Annotated in this window: 18 protein-coding genes, 1 tRNA gene and 1 pseudogene; 13 read left to right on the top strand and 7 right to left on the bottom strand. The window is 68.6% G+C overall.

Annotation, left to right across the window (positions count from 1 at the left end; all coding sequences use genetic code 11):
- Window positions 1-27 precede the first annotated feature (27 nt).
- From BKK81_RS12730 to BKK81_RS12740, 3 genes are all read right to left on the bottom strand, one after another.
- The gene (locus tag BKK81_RS12730; RefSeq protein ID WP_071013440.1) at window positions 28-1,215 is read right to left on the bottom strand and encodes an ABC transporter substrate-binding protein; all 1,188 of its coding nucleotides are present in this window, start codon (window positions 1,213-1,215) and stop codon (window positions 28-30) included.
- Between the two features lie 148 nt (window positions 1,216-1,363).
- Complete coding sequence (locus BKK81_RS12735; RefSeq protein ID WP_071016441.1) at window positions 1,364-2,158, bottom strand: alpha/beta fold hydrolase; 795 nt, start codon at window positions 2,156-2,158, stop codon at window positions 1,364-1,366.
- Window positions 2,159-2,367: 209 nt separating this feature from the next.
- Entirely contained in the window at window positions 2,368-3,990 is a 1,623-nt protein-coding gene (locus BKK81_RS12740) for a benzoate-CoA ligase family protein (protein ID WP_071013443.1), read from the bottom strand.
- Window positions 3,991-4,236: 246 nt separating this feature from the next.
- Between BKK81_RS12740 and BKK81_RS12745 the strand changes: the two genes are divergently transcribed.
- From BKK81_RS12745 to BKK81_RS12790, 10 genes are all read left to right on the top strand, one after another.
- Window positions 4,237-5,157: a helix-turn-helix transcriptional regulator gene (locus BKK81_RS12745; RefSeq protein ID WP_071013445.1), complete on the top strand. Its 921-nt coding sequence runs from the start codon at window positions 4,237-4,239 to the stop codon at window positions 5,155-5,157.
- 212 nt (window positions 5,158-5,369) lie between these two features.
- A tRNA-Met gene (locus BKK81_RS12750) sits at window positions 5,370-5,445 on the top strand.
- Window positions 5,446-5,660: 215 nt separating this feature from the next.
- Entirely contained in the window at window positions 5,661-6,245 is a 585-nt protein-coding gene (locus tag BKK81_RS12755; RefSeq protein WP_071013447.1) for an NUDIX hydrolase, read from the top strand.
- 28 nt (window positions 6,246-6,273) lie between these two features.
- Window positions 6,274-7,017 carry a leucyl/phenylalanyl-tRNA--protein transferase gene (gene aat, locus BKK81_RS12760; RefSeq protein ID WP_071013450.1) on the top strand — a complete coding sequence of 248 codons (744 nt, stop codon included), beginning with the start codon at window positions 6,274-6,276 and terminating at the stop codon, window positions 7,015-7,017.
- Window positions 7,018-7,097: 80 nt separating this feature from the next.
- Window positions 7,098-7,880, top strand: coding sequence for an arginyltransferase (locus BKK81_RS12765; RefSeq protein ID WP_071013452.1), 783 nt, complete (start codon window positions 7,098-7,100; stop codon window positions 7,878-7,880).
- Window positions 7,881-8,058: 178 nt separating this feature from the next.
- Window positions 8,059-9,096 (top strand): quinone-dependent dihydroorotate dehydrogenase, encoded by a 1,038-nt coding sequence (locus tag BKK81_RS12770; RefSeq protein WP_071016443.1) that lies wholly within the window; start codon window positions 8,059-8,061, stop codon window positions 9,094-9,096.
- A 76-nt stretch (window positions 9,097-9,172) separates the two neighbouring features.
- Window positions 9,173-10,231, top strand: coding sequence for an aldo/keto reductase (locus tag BKK81_RS12775; RefSeq protein WP_071013455.1), 1,059 nt, complete (start codon window positions 9,173-9,175; stop codon window positions 10,229-10,231).
- A gap of 262 nt (window positions 10,232-10,493) precedes the next feature.
- Window positions 10,494-11,465, top strand: a complete 972-nt coding sequence (locus BKK81_RS12780; RefSeq protein ID WP_071013458.1) for an ABC transporter substrate-binding protein — start codon at window positions 10,494-10,496, stop codon at window positions 11,463-11,465.
- A gap of 165 nt (window positions 11,466-11,630) precedes the next feature.
- Window positions 11,631-12,527 (top strand): ABC transporter permease, encoded by an 897-nt coding sequence (locus BKK81_RS12785; RefSeq protein WP_071013461.1) that lies wholly within the window; start codon window positions 11,631-11,633, stop codon window positions 12,525-12,527.
- 1 nt (window position 12,528) lies between these two features.
- On the top strand, window positions 12,529-13,323 hold the full coding sequence (locus BKK81_RS12790) for an ABC transporter ATP-binding protein (protein WP_071013463.1): 795 nt from the start codon (window positions 12,529-12,531) through the stop codon (window positions 13,321-13,323).
- Between the two features lie 97 nt (window positions 13,324-13,420).
- Here BKK81_RS12790 and BKK81_RS12795 read toward each other — a convergent pair whose 3' ends face one another.
- Genes BKK81_RS12795 through BKK81_RS12805 form a run of 3 tightly spaced genes read right to left on the bottom strand, consistent with a single transcriptional unit; the run spans window position 13,421 to window position 15,902 of the window.
- Window positions 13,421-13,723, bottom strand: a complete 303-nt coding sequence (locus BKK81_RS12795) for a hypothetical protein (protein WP_071013466.1) — start codon at window positions 13,721-13,723, stop codon at window positions 13,421-13,423.
- Window positions 13,720-15,132 (bottom strand): LutB/LldF family L-lactate oxidation iron-sulfur protein, encoded by a 1,413-nt coding sequence (locus BKK81_RS12800; RefSeq protein ID WP_071013468.1) that lies wholly within the window; start codon window positions 15,130-15,132, stop codon window positions 13,720-13,722. The genes BKK81_RS12795 and BKK81_RS12800 overlap by 4 nt, the downstream gene beginning before the upstream one ends.
- A gap of 44 nt (window positions 15,133-15,176) precedes the next feature.
- Window positions 15,177-15,902, bottom strand: a complete 726-nt coding sequence (locus BKK81_RS12805; RefSeq protein WP_071013471.1) for a (Fe-S)-binding protein — start codon at window positions 15,900-15,902, stop codon at window positions 15,177-15,179.
- 300 nt (window positions 15,903-16,202) lie between these two features.
- On the opposite strand from BKK81_RS12805, the gene BKK81_RS12810 reads away from it, so the two are divergent.
- Entirely contained in the window at window positions 16,203-16,988 is a 786-nt protein-coding gene (locus BKK81_RS12810) for an IclR family transcriptional regulator (RefSeq protein ID WP_071013474.1), read from the top strand.
- A 31-nt stretch (window positions 16,989-17,019) separates the two neighbouring features.
- On the opposite strand, the pseudogene BKK81_RS36425 reads toward BKK81_RS12810, so the two are convergent.
- A pseudogene (locus tag BKK81_RS36425) lies at window positions 17,020-17,127 on the bottom strand (AraC family transcriptional regulator); the annotation flags it as partial.
- A 26-nt stretch (window positions 17,128-17,153) separates the two neighbouring features.
- Here BKK81_RS36425 and BKK81_RS36430 point away from each other — a divergent pair.
- Both BKK81_RS36430 and BKK81_RS36435 read left to right on the top strand, forming a co-directional pair.
- Entirely contained in the window at window positions 17,154-17,450 is a 297-nt protein-coding gene (locus BKK81_RS36430) for a cytochrome P450 (RefSeq protein ID WP_231908049.1), read from the top strand.
- 184 nt (window positions 17,451-17,634) lie between these two features.
- A complete protein-coding gene (locus BKK81_RS36435) occupies window positions 17,635-18,420 on the top strand; it encodes a cytochrome P450 (RefSeq protein WP_231907921.1) in 786 nt (261 codons plus the stop codon).
- Window positions 18,421-18,476 lie beyond the last annotated feature (56 nt).

The following is an 18,476-nucleotide window of genomic DNA, read 5'->3' on the forward strand; positions in this document are numbered from 1 at the left end:
CGCGCGGCCGCGACGAGACCCGCCGGCTCAGAGCCGGCAGCCGCGCCCCGGGTCGGCCAGGGACTTGACGGCCACGCCGCTGACCTTGTTTTCGCGGCCGTCCACTTTGCGCAGGTAGAAGTCCTGCACGGGGTTGTGCGCCTTCGACAAGGTGAAGGCGCCGCGCGGGCTGTCGATGCGCGCGGCCTCGATGGCCTTGTAGAGTTCCGCCTTGCGGCTCATGTCGCCCTTGACCGCGCCGGTGCCGGCCGACAGCATCTGCGCGGCGTCATAGCCCTGCACGGCGTAGACGTCGGGCTGCAGCTTGAAGGTCTTGGCATACGCCAGCCGGAAGGTCTTGTCGCGCGCGCTGCCGAGACCATCCGCATAGTGCAGCGTGGTCTCCAGGCCCTGGGCCGCGGCGCCCTGTGCTTCGAGCGTGCCGTCGGTCAGGAAGCCGGAAGCGTACAGCGGGATCTTGTCCTTCAGCCCGGCCGCGGCCCAGTCCTTGACGAACTTGACGGCGCCGCCTCCGGCGAAGAAGACGAACACCGCATCGGGCTTGAGGGCCGCCACCTCGGTGATCAGCGCCTGGAACTCGACGTTGGGGAACGGCAGGCTCATCTCCTTGACGACCTTGCCGCCCTTGGACTCGAAGGCTTCCTTGAAGCCCTTGACCGACTGCTCGCCGGCCGCGTACTTCCACGTCAGCGTGACCACCTTCTTCAGGCCGCGCTCGGCCAGCACGTGGCCCATCGCATAACCGGGCTGCCAGTTGGAAAACGAGGAGCGGAAGATGTTGGCGCCGCACAGCGGGCCGGTGGCCTCGTCCACCCCGGCATTGGGGATGATCAGCAGCGTGTTGTTTTCCTTGGCCACCTTGACCAGGCCCATCTGCACGCCGGAGTGCACGGTGCCGACCACCACGTCGACCTGGTCGCGCTTGATCAGCTTGGCGGCGTTTTCCGGAGCCTTGGCCGGGTCCGACTCGTCGTCGACCTTGAAGTATTCGATCTCGCGCCCGCCCAGCTTGCCGCCCTGCTCCTGCACGTACAGCTTGAAGCCATTCTCGATGGCATTGCCGAGCGCGGCGTAGGTGCCGGTATAGGGCAGCATGAAGCCGACTTTGATCTTGCCGCCGGCGGCGGTCTGGGCGCTGGCGCCCCCGCCGATGGCCAGGGCCGCAGCCGCGGCCAGGCAGGCAGGCGCGAGCCTGCGCAATGCATTGCGATGCATGGTTCCGTCTCCTCCTGATACCCGGCCGTTCCGGGTGAACTTCGTCGTCGCCTGTCCGGCGGTGCGTGGCCACGAGGCATGCCCCGGCCGATCGCAACGGATCGGGCGGAGCCAGCCTGGCCAGCGCCCCGGTGGACTGGCGCGCAAATTATTTTAGGCTTGAAGTTTCTGCGTTTATATATGCGGATACGGCTGCCGTCAACTGCTCGGGCTGGTCACGATGGGGCGAGTGGCCGCACCGCGGCAGTTTAAGCAGGACCGTCTGCGACGCGTGCTGGTGGATACCCTCGATCTGCGCCATGGTGCCGTATTCGTCGTCCTCGCCCTGCACGGCCAGCACCGGGCATCGCAGCCCGGACAGCAGCGGCCGGAGGTCCCAGGCGCGGAATGCCGGATCCAGCCAGATATCGTTCCAGCCCCAGAACGCCGAGTCGGCATCGTCGTGGTGGCGTGCCAGCTTGTCGCGCAGGTCGGTTTCCAGATAGGCCCGCCTGGCCTGCTCGATGCTGCGCACCGACAGGTCCTCGACGAGGATGTGCGGCGCCACCACCACCACGCCCTCCACAGCCGGCGCGAAGCTGGCCGCGTAGATCAGTGCGATCGAGCCGCCGTCGCTGTGTCCGAACAACCACGGGCGGCCGTGTGCGCGCCCGGGGCCGATGTCGAGCGCGTCGAACAGCGCCGGCAGCGCCTCTCGTGCCTGCCGGTGCATGAAATCGACACCCCACTTCTCTTCGTGCGGGCGCGGCGTCGAGCGCCCGTAACCGTAGCGCGAGATCACCAGGCCGCGAAAGTCGCCCGCCTCGCAAAGGCGGCGCGGATAGTTGCGCCACAGGCTGACCGATCCCAGGCCTTCATGCAGGAACACCAGCAGTGGCCGCCCGGCCCGCTCCGGCCGCAGCCACTGCGTCTCGATGCGGATGGGGCGCCCGTCGAAGCGGATCTCCGCCCACTGCGGTTGCTGCTGTTCTTGCTGCTGTTCTCGCTGCTGTTCTCGCTGCTGTTCTCGCTGCTGTTCTCGCTGCTGTTCTCGCTGCTGTTCTCGCTGCTGTTCTTGCTGATGCTGTTGCTGTTGCTGCTGTTGCACTCCGCATGGCTGCATGACTCGGTCATCCTTGGTGGCGATCCGGAAAGGCGGGGCCGGGCACGGGGTCAGGCCCCGCCCGGCGGCGTCGACGCGGCCGGTGCCGGCCGCTCGCGTTCGCGCAGCCGGAAGCGCTGGATCTTGCCGGTGGCGGTCTTGGGCAGTTCCTCCAGGCAGACGATCTCGCGCGGGTATTTGTAGGGCGCCAGGCGCGACTTGACGAAGGCCTGCAGTTCGGCGGCCATGCCCTCATGCCATTGCTGCCCGGGTCGCAGTACCACGAAGGCCTTGGGCTTGACCAGACGGTCGGCGTCCTCGATGCCGATCACCGCCGCCTCCAGCACCGCCGGATGCTGTGCCAGCGCGGCTTCCACCTCGAAGGGCGAGACATAGATGCCGCCCACCTTCAACATGTCGTCACTGCGCCCGGCATAGGTGTAGTAGCCCTCCGCGTCGCACAGGTACTTGTCGCCGCTGCGCGTCCACGCGCCGACGAAGGTGTCGCGGCTCTTCTCGCGGTTGCCCCAGTACATCAGGGCGGCGGAGGGACCCATCACATAGAGGTCGCCGATCTCACCCGGCGCGCACGGTTGCCCGGCCTCGTTCAGCAGCTTGATCCGGTAGCCCGGCACCGGCTTGCCGGTAGTGCCGTAGCGCACCTCGCCGGGCCGGTTGGAAAGGAAGATGTGCAGCATCTCGGTGGAGCCGATGCCATCCAGGATGTCGCAGCCGAAGCGGGCGCGGAAGCGCTCACCGATATCCCGGGGCAGCGCCTCGCCGGCCGAGGTGCAGACGCGCAGCGCCACCTCCTCCCGCGCCGGCAGCCCTTGCGCCGCGAGCATGCCCGCGTACAGTGTGGGCACGCCACAGAAGACCGTGGGCCGCTGCGCCCGCAAGCGCTGGAACACGGCGGCCGGAGTGGGGCGCTCGGCCATCAGCACCGTGGCAGCCCCGACCGCGAGCGGGAAGGTCAGCGCATTGCCCAGGCCGTAGGCAAAAAACAGCTTGGCCGCGGAAAACACCACGTCGTCCTCGCGCAGGCCGAGCACCTGCCGCGCATAGAGGTCGGCGGTATGGAACAGGTTGCCGTGCGTGTGGACGGTCCCCTTGGGGCGACCGGTGGAGCCGGAGGAGTACAGCCAGAAGGCGATATCGTCCGGACCGGTCGCGGCGGCTTCCGGCAGCGGCGGCGCCGTCGCCGCCAGCGCGCTCACACTGCCTTGCGGCACCGCCCCCGCGTACGGCGCGGCGAGAATCATCAGGGGCTCGGTGCGGGTGCTGCCGATGGCCGCGCGCATCCGCTCCACCAGGACCTCCGACACCACCACGGCACGCGCGCCGCTGTGGCCAAGCATATAGGCGTAGTCGTCGGCCGTGAGCAGCGTATTCACCGCCACCGGCACCACGCCAGCCAGCAGGCAGCCGAGGAAGGCGACCGGAAAATCGATGGTGTCGAGGGCACACAGCAGGAGACGCTCCTCACGCCGCAGCCCCGCCTCCAGCAGGGCACTGGCAAAGCGTCGGCTGCGCTGCTCGAGTTCGGCAAAGGTGAGCGAAGCGGCATCGTCGAGATAGGCGATCTTGCCGGCACGGCCTGCCGCGAGGTTGCGCGCCAGCAAGTCGGCCGCGGCGTTGTAGTGCGTGGGCAGCACGGCGATCGGCGCGGCGGCGCCGGCGGTGGGGGGCGTCATCTCGGGTCTCCTCCGTTCTTCTGCGGCGCGGCGATCGGCGCCGTGTCCGCTGGCCGCACCGTGCTTGCGGGCGGTCTCCTGTTCTCGGGCGGATCGCCGCGCACGTCGATACGCGCCGCAGACCTCCGCTCATATCCATGCATTTTATTGCATATCGTCTATTATGCAAGCACCGTAATGCAATATAGCGCAGCAACGACAGGGCTTATAATGCCGCCAGCCTAGGAATTCCATGCCTTGCCCGCCATGCCCCGCGATCCCTCCACCCTGCTCTCCCCCGACACCCGCGCCGCAGGTGAGCGCGACCCCTACCTGACACAACTGGGTGAGCGCATTCGTTCCCTGCGCGCCGCCCGCGGCATGTCGCGCAAGGATCTTGCACGCGGCGCCGACGTCTCCGAACGCTATCTCGCCAACCTGGAGACCGGCACCGGCAACGCCTCGGTACTGCTGCTGCGCCAGGTCGCGCATGCGCTCGATGTGCCGCTGCCGGTGGTTCTTGCAGAGGTGGACGACCAGGGCGGCCCGCGTGCCGCCGAATTCACCCAGCTCATGCAGTGGATGGCCCAGTTGCCTGGCGACCAGCTCGCCCGCGTGCGCGAAGCCTGCCGCAACGCGCTGGCGCCTGCCGACTCGCGCGACGCGCGCCATCGCCGCGTCGCCCTGATCGGACTGCGCGGCGCCGGCAAATCGACGCTGGGGCGCGGGCTGGCGCAGGCGCTCGGTGTGCCCTTCGTCGAGTTGAACCGCGCCATCGAGGAAGAGGCAGGCGCCAGCCTGTCGGAGATCCACTCGCTGTATGGACAAGCCGCCTATCGCCGCTACGAGATGCGCGCGCTCGAGCACGTGCTGCGCGACAACGAGCACATGGTGCTGGCGACTCCGGGCAGCCTGGTGTCGGAGCCGGCCACCTTCAACCTGCTGCTGGCGCACTGCTACACCGTCTGGGTGCGCACCTCGCCGGAAGAACACATGGCGCGCGTGGTCGCGCAGGGCGACATGCGACCGATGCAGGGCAACAGCGAGGCCATGACGGACCTGCGCCGCATTCTGCAGGCGCGCACGCCGCTGTATGCACGCGCGGATGTCACCATCGACACCAGCGGTCAGGATCCGCAGGCTTCGCTGCAGGCGCTGCGCGCGCAGTTGCGCTTGCTCGGCGCCTGAAGAACCGACGCGCGCCTTGCCTTGCACAAGGCGCCGCGCAAACCCGATCAAGAGCATTGCCACGATCGCGCCGAACCTGGGCGCTTGCCGGCAATCTAATGATCAGGTGCGGACGATATGGGGCCGCGGTGCACATCCAAAGTTCGCAGGGTCTCACGAAATTTCCTGTTGCAATGCGCAAGCGGTTCCCATATAATCTTTTCTTCGACGGACGCGGGGTGGAGCAGTTGGCAGCTCGTCGGGCTCATAACCCGAAGGTCGCAGGTTCAAGTCCTGCCCCCGCAACCAACTACCGTCGCAGGCCTGTGGCCTGAATCACATCAAACGCCCTTCCGGGCGTTTTTTGTTTTGGGCGCGGCAATCTTTCCCTCGAAGGGAAAGGGGCACAGCCCCATGGACAACGCCACCGGCCAGGCTCCTCGCACCGCCCGCGGCCGCGCTCCGCGCCCTACGACGCCCGGGTCGGGGTGATACACTTCCGCCATTCCTCCCGGACGCCCCTCATGAAATTCTGCTCGAACTGCGGCCATGCGGTCGTGCTGCGCGTGCCCGATGGCGACAGCCGCCCACGCCATGTGTGCGACAACTGCGGCACGATCCACTACGTCAATCCGCGCAACGTGGTCGGCACCATCCCGGTGTGGGAAGACAAGGTGCTGCTGTGCAAGCGCGCCATCGAGCCGCGCTATGGTTTCTGGACACTGCCGGCCGGCTTCATGGAAATCGGCGAGACCACTGCCCAGGGCGCGGCGCGCGAGACGCTGGAGGAAGCCGGTGCGCGGGTACAGGTCGGTGAACTGTACTCCATCCTCAATGTGCCGCATGTGCATCAGGTCCACCTGTTCTACCTGGCCCGGCTCGAAGATCTCGACATCGCACCGGGCGAGGAGAGCCTCGAGGTCAAGCTGGTCGCCGAGGCCGACGTGCCCTGGGACGAACTGGCCTTCCCCACCGTGGTCCATACGCTGCGCAGCTTCTACGCCGACCGTGCCGCCGGCCGCCTGCACGACGGCAGCTTCCGCGTGTACAGCTTCGACATCGACAAGCCCATGCGCCCGCTGGCCACGCGGGCGACCGTCGCTCCCTGACGGCCGGCGTGCCGCCGCGCCGCGCCGCATGATCGCCTGGCTGGAACCTCAAGACCCCTTTCCGCCGCTGGAGCGCGCGCTCGGTGCCGGCACCGACGCGCCCGGGCTGCTCGCGGCCAGCCGCGACCTGACCCCGCAGCGGCTGCTGCTGGCCTACCGGCAAGGCATCTTCCCCTGGTATTCCGAAGGCCAGCCGGTGCTGTGGTGGAGCACCGATCCGCGCATGGTGCTGGTGCCGCAGGCCTTCAAGATCTCTGCCACTTTCCGCAAGACGCTGCGCCGCGTGCTGCGCGAGCCCGAGTGGGAGATCCGCGTTGACGACGATTTCATCGCCGTGATGCACGCCTGCGCCAACACCTGGCGCGAAGGCCAGCAAGGCACCTGGATCACGCCCGACATCGTCGCCGCCTACGGCGGACTGCACCGGCAGGGCCTCGCCCACAGCGTCGAGACCTGGTACCGCGGCGAGCGCGTGGGCGGGCTCTACGGGGTGGCGATCGGCCGCATGTTCTACGGCGAGTCGATGTTCGCCCACCGCACCGATGCCTCCAAGATCGCCCTGGCGGCGCTGTGCGCCTTCCTCGGCAAGCACGGCGTGGCGATGATAGACTGCCAGCAGGAAACCGACCACCTGGCTTCGCTCGGCGCCCGTCCCATCTCCCGCGCCGATTTCGTGGCCCATGTGCGCGGCGCCACCCAGCTCCCGGCCATCGTGCCCTGGGACTTCGACAAGTCGGTGCTGGCGCGCTGGACGCAGGCGGCGGAGTCCTGAACCGGAGGCGCGCGGCAGCCCGTGGCCGATGTGCCGTCTGCCGTGCCTTGCCCGGCCGCCCCACCCGCAACAGGCGAATCATGAGCAAGCTGAAGGAATTGCCCCTGTCCGCGCTGCAGTTCTATGCCACGGCGCCCTATGCTTGCAGCTACCTGGACGGACGCATGGCCCGCTCGCAGGTGGCCACCCCCGCGCACCTGATCAATGCCGATGTGTACTCCCGCCTGGTACGCGCCGGTTTCCGCCGCAGCGGCATCTTCACCTATCGCCCTTATTGCGACGACTGCCAGGCCTGCACGCCCTGCCGCGTGCTGGTCGACCATTTCTCCCCCGACCGCAGCCAGCGCCGCGCCTGGGAACGCCACCACACGCTGCGCGCGCTGGTGGCGCCGCTGACCTACGTCGAAGAACACTACGCGCTCTACCTGCTCTACCAGTCGATGCGCCATGCCGGCGGCGGCATGGACCAGGACAGCCGCGACCAGTACGAACAGTTCCTGCTGCAGAGCCGCGTCAACTCGCGCCTGGTGGAGTTCCGCGAGCCGCCGGAGTCGCCCGAGGCCGGCCGCCTGCGCATGGTCAGCATGATCGACGTGCTGGACGACGGGCTGTCCTCGGTCTACACCTTCTACGACCCGCTCGAGGTGCGTGCCAGCTACGGCACCTACAACATCCTGTGGCAGATCCGCCAGACGCGCGAGCTGGGCCTGCCCCACCTCTACCTCGGCTACTGGATCGAACAGAGCCGCAAGATGGCGTACAAAGCGCGCTTCCAGCCGATGCAGGTATTGCGCGGCAACCAGTGGCAGCCCTTCTCCAGCGTCGAAGACGGCATCCGGAGCGACGGCGCCGGCGGCGCCTGAAGCCGGCAACCGAGGCCGGCGGCACCGCCGGTGCACGCCGCCCCGCGCGGGCCGCGCAGTTCGGGCAGCAGCCCGAAACGCTACAATGCCGCCTGGTCCGCGGCGCTTCGCCGCCGGCGCCCACGCCGCCCGGCCTCGCGCCGCTTCCTTCCGTCTTCGCCAGTCTCCGGTCCTCAACGTGCTCAACGCGCTCTACCCCCTGTTTCGCCCCGCCCTCTTCTCGATGGATGCAGAGGATGCCCACCATTTCACGCTGAACAACCTGCGCCGCGCCCGGCGCCTGGGCTTTGCCGGCTGCATCGGCAACCGGGTGGCCGACGATCCGCGCACCGTGATGGGCGTGCGCTTTCCCAACCCCGTCGGCCTGGCCGCCGGCCTGGACAAGGACGGCGCCTACATCGACGGGCTGGCCGCGCTGGGCTTCGGCTTCATCGAGGTCGGCACGGTCACCCCGCGCGCCCAGCCCGGCAACCCGCGTCCGCGCATGTTCCGCCTGCCGCAGGCCGATGCGCTGATCAACCGCATGGGCTTCAACAACGGCGGGGTGGACGCCTTCATCGCCAACGTGCAGGCTTCGCGCTGGAAGGCCGAAGGCGGCGTGCTGGGGCTCAATATCGGCAAGAACGCCGATACGCCGATCGAGCGTGCCGCCGATGACTACCTGTACTGCCTGGAGCGCGTCTATCCGCACGCCAGCTACGTCACCGTCAACATTTCTTCGCCGAATACCAAGAACCTGCGCCAGCTGCAGGGCGCCAGCGAACTGGATGGCCTGCTGTCCGCACTCAAGAACGCGCAGCAGCGCCTGGCCGACCAGCACAAGCGCTACGTACCGGTGGCACTGAAGATCGCGCCGGACCTCGACGCCGACCAGATCGGCAATATCGGCGACGCGCTGGTGCGCCACCGCATCGACGGCGTCATCGCCACCAACACCACCATTTCACGCGAGGCCGTCAAGGGCCTGCCGCACGCCGAGGAGGCCGGCGGCCTGTCCGGCCGCCCGGTGTTCGCGCCGTCCACCGCGGTGGTCAAGGCGCTGCGCGCCGTGGTCGGCGATGCTGTGCCCATCATCGGCGTGGGCGGCATTTTCGGCGGCGCCGAGGCACGCGCCAAGATCGAGGCAGGCGCCCAGCTGGTGCAGTTGTACAGCGGCCTGATCTACCGCGGCCCGAACCTGGTCAGCGAGTGCGCCGCCGCGCTGCGCACGCGCTGACATGACGCGTGCCCGGCCGCTCGGCCGGGCCTCCCCATCCACGCTTCTCCCGGCAACGCACAAGGACACCCGCGCCATGGAAACCATTCGACTGGGCCGCAGCGACCTGCAGGTCTCGCGCATCTGCCTCGGCACCATGACCTTCGGCGAGCAGAACACCGAGGCCGAAGGCCACAGCCAGCTCGACTACGCGCTGTCGCGCGGCATCAACTTCATCGACGCCGCCGAGATGTACCCGGTCAAGCCGCGCGCCGAAACCTACGGCGAGACCGAGCGCATCGTCGGCAAGTGGCTCAAGCGCCAGCCGCGCGACCGCGTGGTGCTGGCCACCAAGGTGGCGGGCCCTGCACGCATGCCATGGATCCGCAATGGCGGCGACCTGACGCCGGCCAGCATCCGCGAGGCCGTGGAGGGCTCGCTGGCGCGCCTGCAGACCGACCACGTCGACCTGTACCAGATCCACTGGCCGGCCCGCAACGCACCGATCTTCGGCCAGAAGGCCTTCGACCCGGCGCGCGAGCGGGAATGTGCCTCGATCCAGGCCCAGCTGGAGGCCATGGGCGAACTGGTGCGCGCCGGCAAGATCCGCTACGTCGGTGTGTCCAACGAGACGCCGTGGGGCGTGGCCGAATTCGTCAAGCAGGCCGAGCTGCATGGACTGCCGCGCATCGCCACCATCCAGAACCCCTACAACCTGCTCAACCGCAGCTTCGAGCAGGGGCTGGACGAAGCCTGCTACCGCAGCGAGGTCAGCCTGCTGGTGTACAGCCCGCTCGCTTTCGGCCAGCTCACCGGCAAGTACCTGGCGGGCCCCGCCGACGCACCGGTCTTCAACCAGGCCGCGCAGGGCCGCCTGACCCGCTTCTCGCCCGACTGGAGCCCGCGCTACATGCGCGCCGAGACGCTGGCCGCATCGGCCCGCTACGTGTCCCTGGCACGCGAGGCCGGGCTGTCACCGGCCTCGCTGGCACTGGCCTGGTGCTATTCGCGCTGGTTCGCCGCCAGCACCATCATCGGTGCCACCAGCCTGGCTCAACTGCAGGAAGACATCGATGCCTGGCAGGTCCGCTTGCCCGAGGACGTGACCGCGGCAATCGAGCGAATCCACGCTGAGATTCACAATCCCGCGCAATAATTGACCTCCCGGCAACGACTTTCTGGTGTTTCTGCGGCATTTTTGTGCACCGCAAAAGTCCAGCCGCCGCGGAAGTGGTATGCTCCCTGCCGCATCGCCGTCGTAACCGCCACGGCCCACGCCCGCACCCGCCCGCCGCCGGGTGCGCGGTGCCCGCGGCGGCCCGGCCATCCCGCGCCCCGCGCGGTCCGGCCAGGACGGCAAAACCATGATCCATGCGGCCTATACCACCCATGCTGCCAGTAGGGGGAGATCAAAGAAGATGAAGAGCCTCAAGTCGACCACAAAGACCATCCTGGGCGCCGCCGCCGCGCTCGCCTTGCTGTACGGCGGTGCCGTGCAGGCGCAGAGCGTCAAGGTCCTGTCGATCGTCGATCACCCGGCCCTCGACGCCATCCGCGACGGCGTGCGCGCCGAGCTGAAATCAGCCGGTTTCGACGCTGACAAGAACCTGAAGTGGGAATACCAGAGTGCCCAGGGCAACACCGGCACCGCGGCACAGATCGCCCGCAAGTTCGTCGGCGACCAGCCCAATGTGATCGTGGCCATCGCCACCCCGTCGGCGCAGGCCGTCGTGGCCGCCACCAAGAGCGTGCCCGTGGTGTACTCGGGCGTCACCGACCCGGTGGCGGCGCAACTGGTCAAGAGCTGGAGCCCGTCGGGCACCAACGTGACCGGCGTGTCGGACAAGCTGCCGCTGGACAAGCAGGTCGCCCTGATCAAGCGCGTGGTGCCCAAGGTCAAGACCGTGGGCATGGTCTACAACCCGGGCGAGGCCAACTCGGTCGTGGTGGTCAAGGAGCTGACCGGCCTGCTGGCCAAGGAAGGCATCGCGCTGAAGGAAGCCGCCGCCCCGCGCACGGTCGACATCGGCCCGGCCGCCAAGAGCCTGATCGGCAAGGTCGACGTCATCTACACCAACACCGACAACAACGTGGTATCCGCCTACGAGGCCCTGGTCAAGGTGGCCAACGAGTCGAAGATCCCGCTGGTCGCCGCCGATACCGACAGCGTCAAGCGTGGCGCCATCGCCGCGCTGGGCATCAACTACGGTGACCTGGGCCACCAGACCGGCAAGGTCGTGGTGCGCATCCTGAAGGGCGAGAAGCCGGGCGCGATCGCCTCGCAGACCAGCGACAACCTCGAGCTGTTCGTCAACACCGGCGCCGCCGAGAAGCAAGGCGTCACGCTCTCGCCGGAACTGGTCAAGGAAGCGAAGGAAGTCATCAAGTAAGCAGCGGCGCTCGCCGTGGCCCGCCCGCGCCCCGCGCCGGGCAGGCCCGCGCCCCCCGGGCCTATCGGCCCATCCCGGCGGCGGCGGCGCACGGCTTACCCAGGTGCTGCGCCACTGCCGGCCGCTTCCGGCCCAGCGCGCCGGAATTCGTCACAGGATTTCCCCATGTCCCTCTTTTCCCTTCTGGGCGCCCTGGAGATCGGCCTGATCTTCAGCCTGGTCGCCCTCGGGGTGCTGATCTCCTTCCGCATCCTGAACTTCCCCGACCTGACCGTCGACGGCAGCTTCCCGCTGGGCGGTGCCGTCGCGGCCACGCTGATCTCCGCCGGGCAGGACCCCTTCCTGGCCACCGCGGCCGCCATCGCCGCGGGCGCGGTCGCCGGCCTGATCACCGGCTGGCTCAATGTGCGCCTGAAGATCATGGATCTGCTCGCCAGTATCCTGATGATGATCGCGCTCTACTCGGTCAACCTGCGCATCATGGGCCGCCCCAACGTGCCGCTGATCACCGAGTCGACGGTGTTCACCCTGCTGCAGCCCGACTGGCTGCCCGACTACGTCCTGCGTCCGGCCCTGCTGCTGATCGTGGTGGTCGTCGCCAAGCTGGGCCTGGACTGGTTCTTCTCCTCGCAGCTCGGCCTGGCCATGCGCGCCACCGGCGCCAACCCCCGCATGGCACGCTCCCAGGGCATCGCCACCGGCCGCGCCACGCTGGCCGGCATGGCCCTGTCCAACGGCCTGGTAGCGCTGGCGGGCGCGCTGTTCGCGCAGACCCAGGGCGGCTCCGACATCTCGATGGGCATCGGTACCATCGTGATCGGCCTGGCCGCGGTCATCATCGGCGAGACCATCCTGCCGGCGCGCCGCCTCGTGCTGACCACGCTGGCCGTGGTGCTGGGCGCCATCCTCTACCGCTTCTTCATCGCGCTGGCGCTCAACAGCGACTTCATCGGCCTCAAGGCGCAGGACCTGAACCTGGTCACTGCCGCCCTCGTGACCTTCGCGCTGGTGCTGCCCGCCACGCGCAAGAAGCTGTTCGGCCGCAAGAACGGAGGTGCCTGAGATGCTGCGCGCTAAAGACCTGAAGCTCACTTTCAATCCGGGCACCCCGATCGAGACGCGCGCGCTGCGCGGGCTCAACCTGGAAATCCCCGCCGGCCAGTTCGTCGCCGTGATCGGCTCCAACGGTGCCGGCAAGTCGACCTTCCTGAACGCCGTCAGCGGCGACCAGATGGTCGACTCCGGCAGCATCACCATCGACGCCACCGACGTCACGCGCCAGCCCGCCTGGGACCGCGCCCACCTGGTGGCGCGCGTGTTCCAGGACCCGATGGCCGGCACCTGCGAGGCACTCACCATCGAGGAGAACATGGCGCTGGCGATGGCGCGCGGGAGCAAGCGCGGTTTCCGCGCGGCGCTGAACCGCCAGTCGCGCGAGCTGTTCCGTGACAAGCTGCGCCTGCTCAACCTGGGGCTGGAAAACCGCCTGACCGACCGCATCGGCCTGCTCTCCGGCGGCCAGCGCCAGGCAGTCAGCCTGCTGATGGCCTCGCTGCAGCCGTCGCGCATCCTGCTGCTGGACGAGCACACTGCGGCGCTGGATCCGAAGACCGCGGCCTTCGTGCTGGAACTGACGGCGCGCATCGTCGAGGAAAGCAAGCTGACCACCATGATGGTGACCCACAGCATGCGCCAGGCGCTGGACTACGGCCAGCGCACGGTGATGCTGCACCAGGGCCAGGTGGTGCTGGACGTCTCCGGCGACAAGCGCCGCGGCCTGGACGTGCCCGACCTGCTGCGCATGTTCGAGCAGACCCGCCACGAGCAGCTCGACGACGACGCTCTGCTGCTGGGTTGATGGCGCTCCGCCCCGCGCCGGGGCGGCGGCCCGGCCGGCAGATATGAACGCCCGCGTGCCTCGGCCCGCGGGCGTTTTCACACAAGCGAGGGCCGGCCTACTGTTGCGCCGCCTTGTCGAGCCAGCGCTTCAGCTGGTCGGTGACCGCGTTGCTGGAGAAAGAGCAGCTGTCCTGGGCGAACACGGCCGACATCTCCAGCCGGCGCAGCAGCTCTTCCATGGCCTGGCCGAACACCGGCGGCAGGCTCAGCCCTACCGCCGCGTCGCGCCAGCCCTGCACCAGCCCGCCGGCGGCCAGCCGGCCCGCCACGTGTGCGTCCAGGGCGGCGCGCATGCTGGCCAGCGCCGCGGTATTGGCCGGATTGCCTTGTGCCGCCGGATGTGCATCGGTGCCGCTCATGCGCGTGCCCTCCTTTCCTTGTACAGCTCGCGGAACGTGCGTCCGGCCGGGGCCGGCATATCGCGCGTCTCCGTCCATCCCTTGCCCGCCAGCGGCAGGCTGGCGATCGACTTGCCACTGCCGCCCATGCGCGCCAGCAGGCGCGCGGCGATGCGCGTGGCCAGCGCATACAGCGCCGGGCGGCCGGCAACATAGGCCCAGGCCCGCAGCGCCACGCGCTCCTGCCACGGGCGCAGGCCCCGCTCCATCTGCTTCTCGCGCAACTTGCGCAGCAGGTCCGACAAGGGAATCGAAGCCGGGCAGACGCGGTTGCATTCGCCGCACAGTGTGGCGGCCTGCGGCAGGTCGACGGCATTGGCCAGCCCGACGTAGCTGGGTGTCAGCACGCTGCCCATCGGGCCCGGATAGACCCAGCCGTAGGCGTGGCCGCCGATCTTCTGGTAGACCGGGCAGTGGTTCATGCAGGCACCGCAGCGGATGCAGCGCAGCATCTCCTGGAACTCGCCGCCGATCAGGCCGGCACGGCCGCCGTCGACCAGCACGAAATACATGTGCTCGGGGCCATCGCGCTCGCCTTCTGCGCGTGGTCCGGTCAGCAGCGAAAAGTAGTTCGAAATGGCCTGGCCGGTGGCCGAGCGCGGCAGCAGCCGCATCACCGTGGCCAGGTCTTCCAGCGTCGGCAGCACCTTCTCGATGCCGGTCACCGCGACATGTACGCGTGGCATCACCGTGCACATGCCCTCGTTGCCCTCATTGGTGACCACCGCCACCGAGCCGGTCTCGGCGATGATGAAGTTGCCGCCGGTGACCCCCATGTCCGCCGACAGGAACTCCGGGCGCAGCACTTCGCGCGCCTCGCGGGTCATGTCGGGAATCTCGGTCAGGCGCGGTTTGTGGTGGACCTTGGCAAACAGGTCGGCGATCTCGTCCTTGTCCTTGTGCACCACCGGCGCGATGATGTGCGAGGGCGGCTCCGAGTCGTTGATCTGCAGGATGTACTCGCCCAGGTCGGTCTCGATGCTCTGCACACCCATCTCGCCCAGCACCTGGTTCAGCCGCATCTCCTCGGTCACCATGGACTTGCTCTTGATGACCTTCCTGACGCCGTGCTTCTGCGCGATCTCCGCCACCAGGCGCGCGGCATCCGCGGTGGTCTCGGCGAACAGCACGGTCGCGCCGCGCCGCGTGGCGCTCTCCTCGAAGGTGGCCAGCCAGACATCGAGATTCTCGAGCGCCCGGTTGCGGCGCTCCTTGAGCGCGGCGCGCGTGGCGTCGAAATCGATCTCGTGGATGGCCTCGGCGCGCGCCGTGACGAACTTGGTGGAAAGCTTCTTCAGGTTCTGCTGCAGGCGCTGGTCGGCCAGCTTCTGGCCGGCGCGCGCCTTGAATTCCATGCTGTGGACTTGCATCGTGTGATGGCCTCCGCTTCTTGCCTGCCGGGCTGCGCCGCCGTTCAGGCGTCGCCCGCCAGCACCTGGGCGATGTGCAGCACGCGCGTGCGTGCGTCGCCGGTACGGCGCAGGCGGCCTTCGATATTGAGGATGCAGCCGAGATCGCCCAGCACCACGGCGTCGGCGCCGCTGTCCCGGATATTGGCGCACTTCTCGTCGACGATGGCGGTCGAGATATTGCCGTACTTGACCGAGAAGGTACCGCCGAAACCGCAGCAGGCTTCGCAGTCCTTCATCTCGGTGAGCTGCACGCCCGGCAGCCTGGCCAGCAAGGCACGCGGCTGCGCCTTGACGCCGAGTTCACGCAGGCCCGAGCAGGAATCGTGATAGGTGATGCGTCCGGCGAAATCCGAGTCGAGGGTCTCCAGGCCGGCCACGTTGACGAGGAAGTCGGTCAGTTCGTAGACGCGCTCGCGCAGGCGCTCGTAGCGGCCGTTCAGTTCCGGGTCGTCGCGCAGCAGGTCGCCATAGTGCTGGCGGATCATGCCGGCGCAGGAGCCCGAGGGCACCACCACGTAGTCGAACATCTCGAACTCGCGCAGGAACTTCTCGGCCAGGTCGCGCGCGCCCGCGCGCTCGCCGGAGTTGTAGCCCGGCTGGCCGCAGCAGGTCTGCGCCTCCGGGACCATCACCTCGCACCCGGCCTTCTCCAGCAGCTTCAGTACCGAGAACCCGATCTCCGGGCGCATGAGGTCCACCAGGCAGGTGGCGAACAGACCGACTCGCATTGTTTCCCTTCATCGAGACCCGAAACCCCGCAATTATGCGCCCTGGCGCCTCGACTGGCGCACATGGTGCGGCCACACGCCCGGCTTCGGCAGGGAGCCCGGCGCGGACACTCGATGAATCAACGACTTAGCGCGGCAACGCGGCGGCGCCGCCCCCCCCCCGGAAAGCGCCCAGGAGCGCGCTTCGGCTAGAGTCTTTCTACTGGGATTGCATTTCACGTATTGAAATTTTCACGATGCGAGATAGAATCACGTAGACGCTTAAAATCTATTGCAGGGCAGCAACGCCCGACTCTCCCCATGTCTGACGCTGACAAATCGCCTGGAAAGACCTCGATCCAGGTTATCGAACGCATGATGACCCTGCTGGACGCCCTCGCCCAGCACGCAGATCCGGTCAGCTTGAAAGAACTGTCTCTGACCACCGGCCTGCACCCCTCGACCGCCCACCGCATCCTCAACGACATGGTGGCCTGCCGCTTCGTCGACCGCTCCGACCCGGGCAGCTATCGGCTCGGCATGCGCCTGCTGGAGCTTGGCAACCTCGTCAAAGCCCGGCTCTCGGTACGCGAAGCGGCGCTGGCACCCATGCGCGCGCTGCATCGCGTGACCGGACAGACCGTCAACCTGTCGGTGCGCCAGGGCGACGAGATCGTCTACATCGAACGCGCCTACAGCGAGCGCTCGGGCATGCAGGTGGTGCGCGCCATCGGCGGCCGCGCGCCGCTGCACCTGACCTCGGTCGGCAAGCTGTTCCTGGCGGTCGACGAGGCGGCGCGCGTGCGCAGCTATGCCACGCGCACCGGCCTGGCCGGGCACACCCGTACCTCGATCACCGACCTGCCCAAGCTGGAGCGCGAGCTGAGCTGGGTGCGCAGCAACGGCTATGCACGCGACAACGAGGAACTGGAGCTGGGCGTGCGCTGCATCGCGGCCGGCATCTATGACGACTCGCGCCGCCTGATCGCCGGCCTGTCGCTGTCGGCGCCGGCCGACCGGCTGCAGGACAGCTGGCTGCAGAACCTGAAGGACACCGCGCTGCAGATCTCGCGCGGCATGGGCTACACGGCCGAGGAAAGCGCCTGAGCGCAAGCGCGGCCCTGGCGCCGCGCAAGCCTCACACCCACAGCCGGTAGATCCAGAAGGACTCGTCCTCCAGGTAGCGCCGCGTGAATTCCGCCGGCGCGACGCCGGTGATGCGCTTGGTCGCCCGGCTCAGGTGCGCCCCACGGCGACATCGTCCACCTGGCGATCTGGCCGGAGCACCAGGTCGTCGTCAGCGATCCCGAACTGGCGCGTGAACTGCTCGTGGCCCATCACGCCGATCTCGTGCGCTGGGAACGCGCCATGCACGTGTTCTCCGGACTGCAGTGCCGCAGCGTGCTCGTCGTCGAGGGTGAGTCCTGGCATGGCAAGCGCACGGCGCTGCAGCCGGCCTTCTCGCCGCGGGCGGTGCAGTCGCTGGTGCCGACCATCGTCGCAGCCTGCGACAGGCGCTGGCGCAATGGCCGACCCGGGCGCCGGCCTGGCCCATCGAGAGCGCCCTGACCGGGCTTGCCATGGACATCATCATGCAGACCCTGTTCTCGAGCGGAATCGGCGACGACGCCCGCCTCGCGGAACACGCCGTCCACGCGGCGCCCACGCGGCGCTGGTCGTTGCCGACGAGGAGTCCTACTGGCCGGCAAGCTGGCCTGACTGGATGCCCTGGAAACGACGGAAGCGAAACGCCGTGGCGGCCTTGCGCGCATTGGTCGAGCGCCATCTGCTGGCGCGCCTGCGCCTGCCGCAGGATGCCTGGCCCGACGATCTGCTGACGCGCCTGCTCGGCCTGCATCGGCAGGATGCTGTCGCATGGCCGCTGCAGGCCGTGCGGGACGAATGCATGACGGCCTTCCTGGCAGGCCATGAGACCAGCGCGGCCACGCTGGCCTGGTGGGTGTGGTGCATGGCCGCGAACCCCGCCGCGCAAGCCACGGCCCGCGCGGAAGTGGAGCGCGTGCTGCAAGGACGGGCGCCCGGCGCCGACAGGCTGCCCGACTTGACCTATCTGACGCAGACCATCAAGGAAACACTGCGGCTGTACCCGACGGCGCCGGTGCTGATCAGCCGCCGCAGCAAGCGTACGCTGACCCTCGGCCCCTGGACCTTCCCGGAGCGCACCCTGTTCATGCTCCCGGTCCAGTTGATGCACCACGATGCGCGCTGGTTCGACGAACCGCTCGCCTTCCGGCCCGAGCGCTTCGCCGCCGGCGCCCCCGACTTCCCGCGCGGCGCCTACCTGCCGTTCGGCGCCGGCCCGCGGGTCTGCCTCGGGCAGCATCTGGCGATGGCGGAACTGACGGTCGTCGCAGCCATGGTGCTGCAGCGCTTTTCGCTGTCGCTGCCGCCGGACGCGGAGCAGCTCGATACCGTGCTGCACATTACCTTGCGGCCGGCCCAGCCGATGCGGCTGGGAATCGCCCCGGCTGCGGCCACCGCTCCGGCCGCCGCGGCGAGGCCGACTGTGCGCGGGTAGCCGCACCGGCGCCCTCCCGCGGCATGGCCACCGCAAGTCCTCGCACGCCCTCGCAA

This window comes from Cupriavidus sp. USMAHM13, from assembly GCF_001854285.1.
Lineage (GTDB): Bacteria > Pseudomonadota > Gammaproteobacteria > Burkholderiales > Burkholderiaceae > Cupriavidus > Cupriavidus malaysiensis.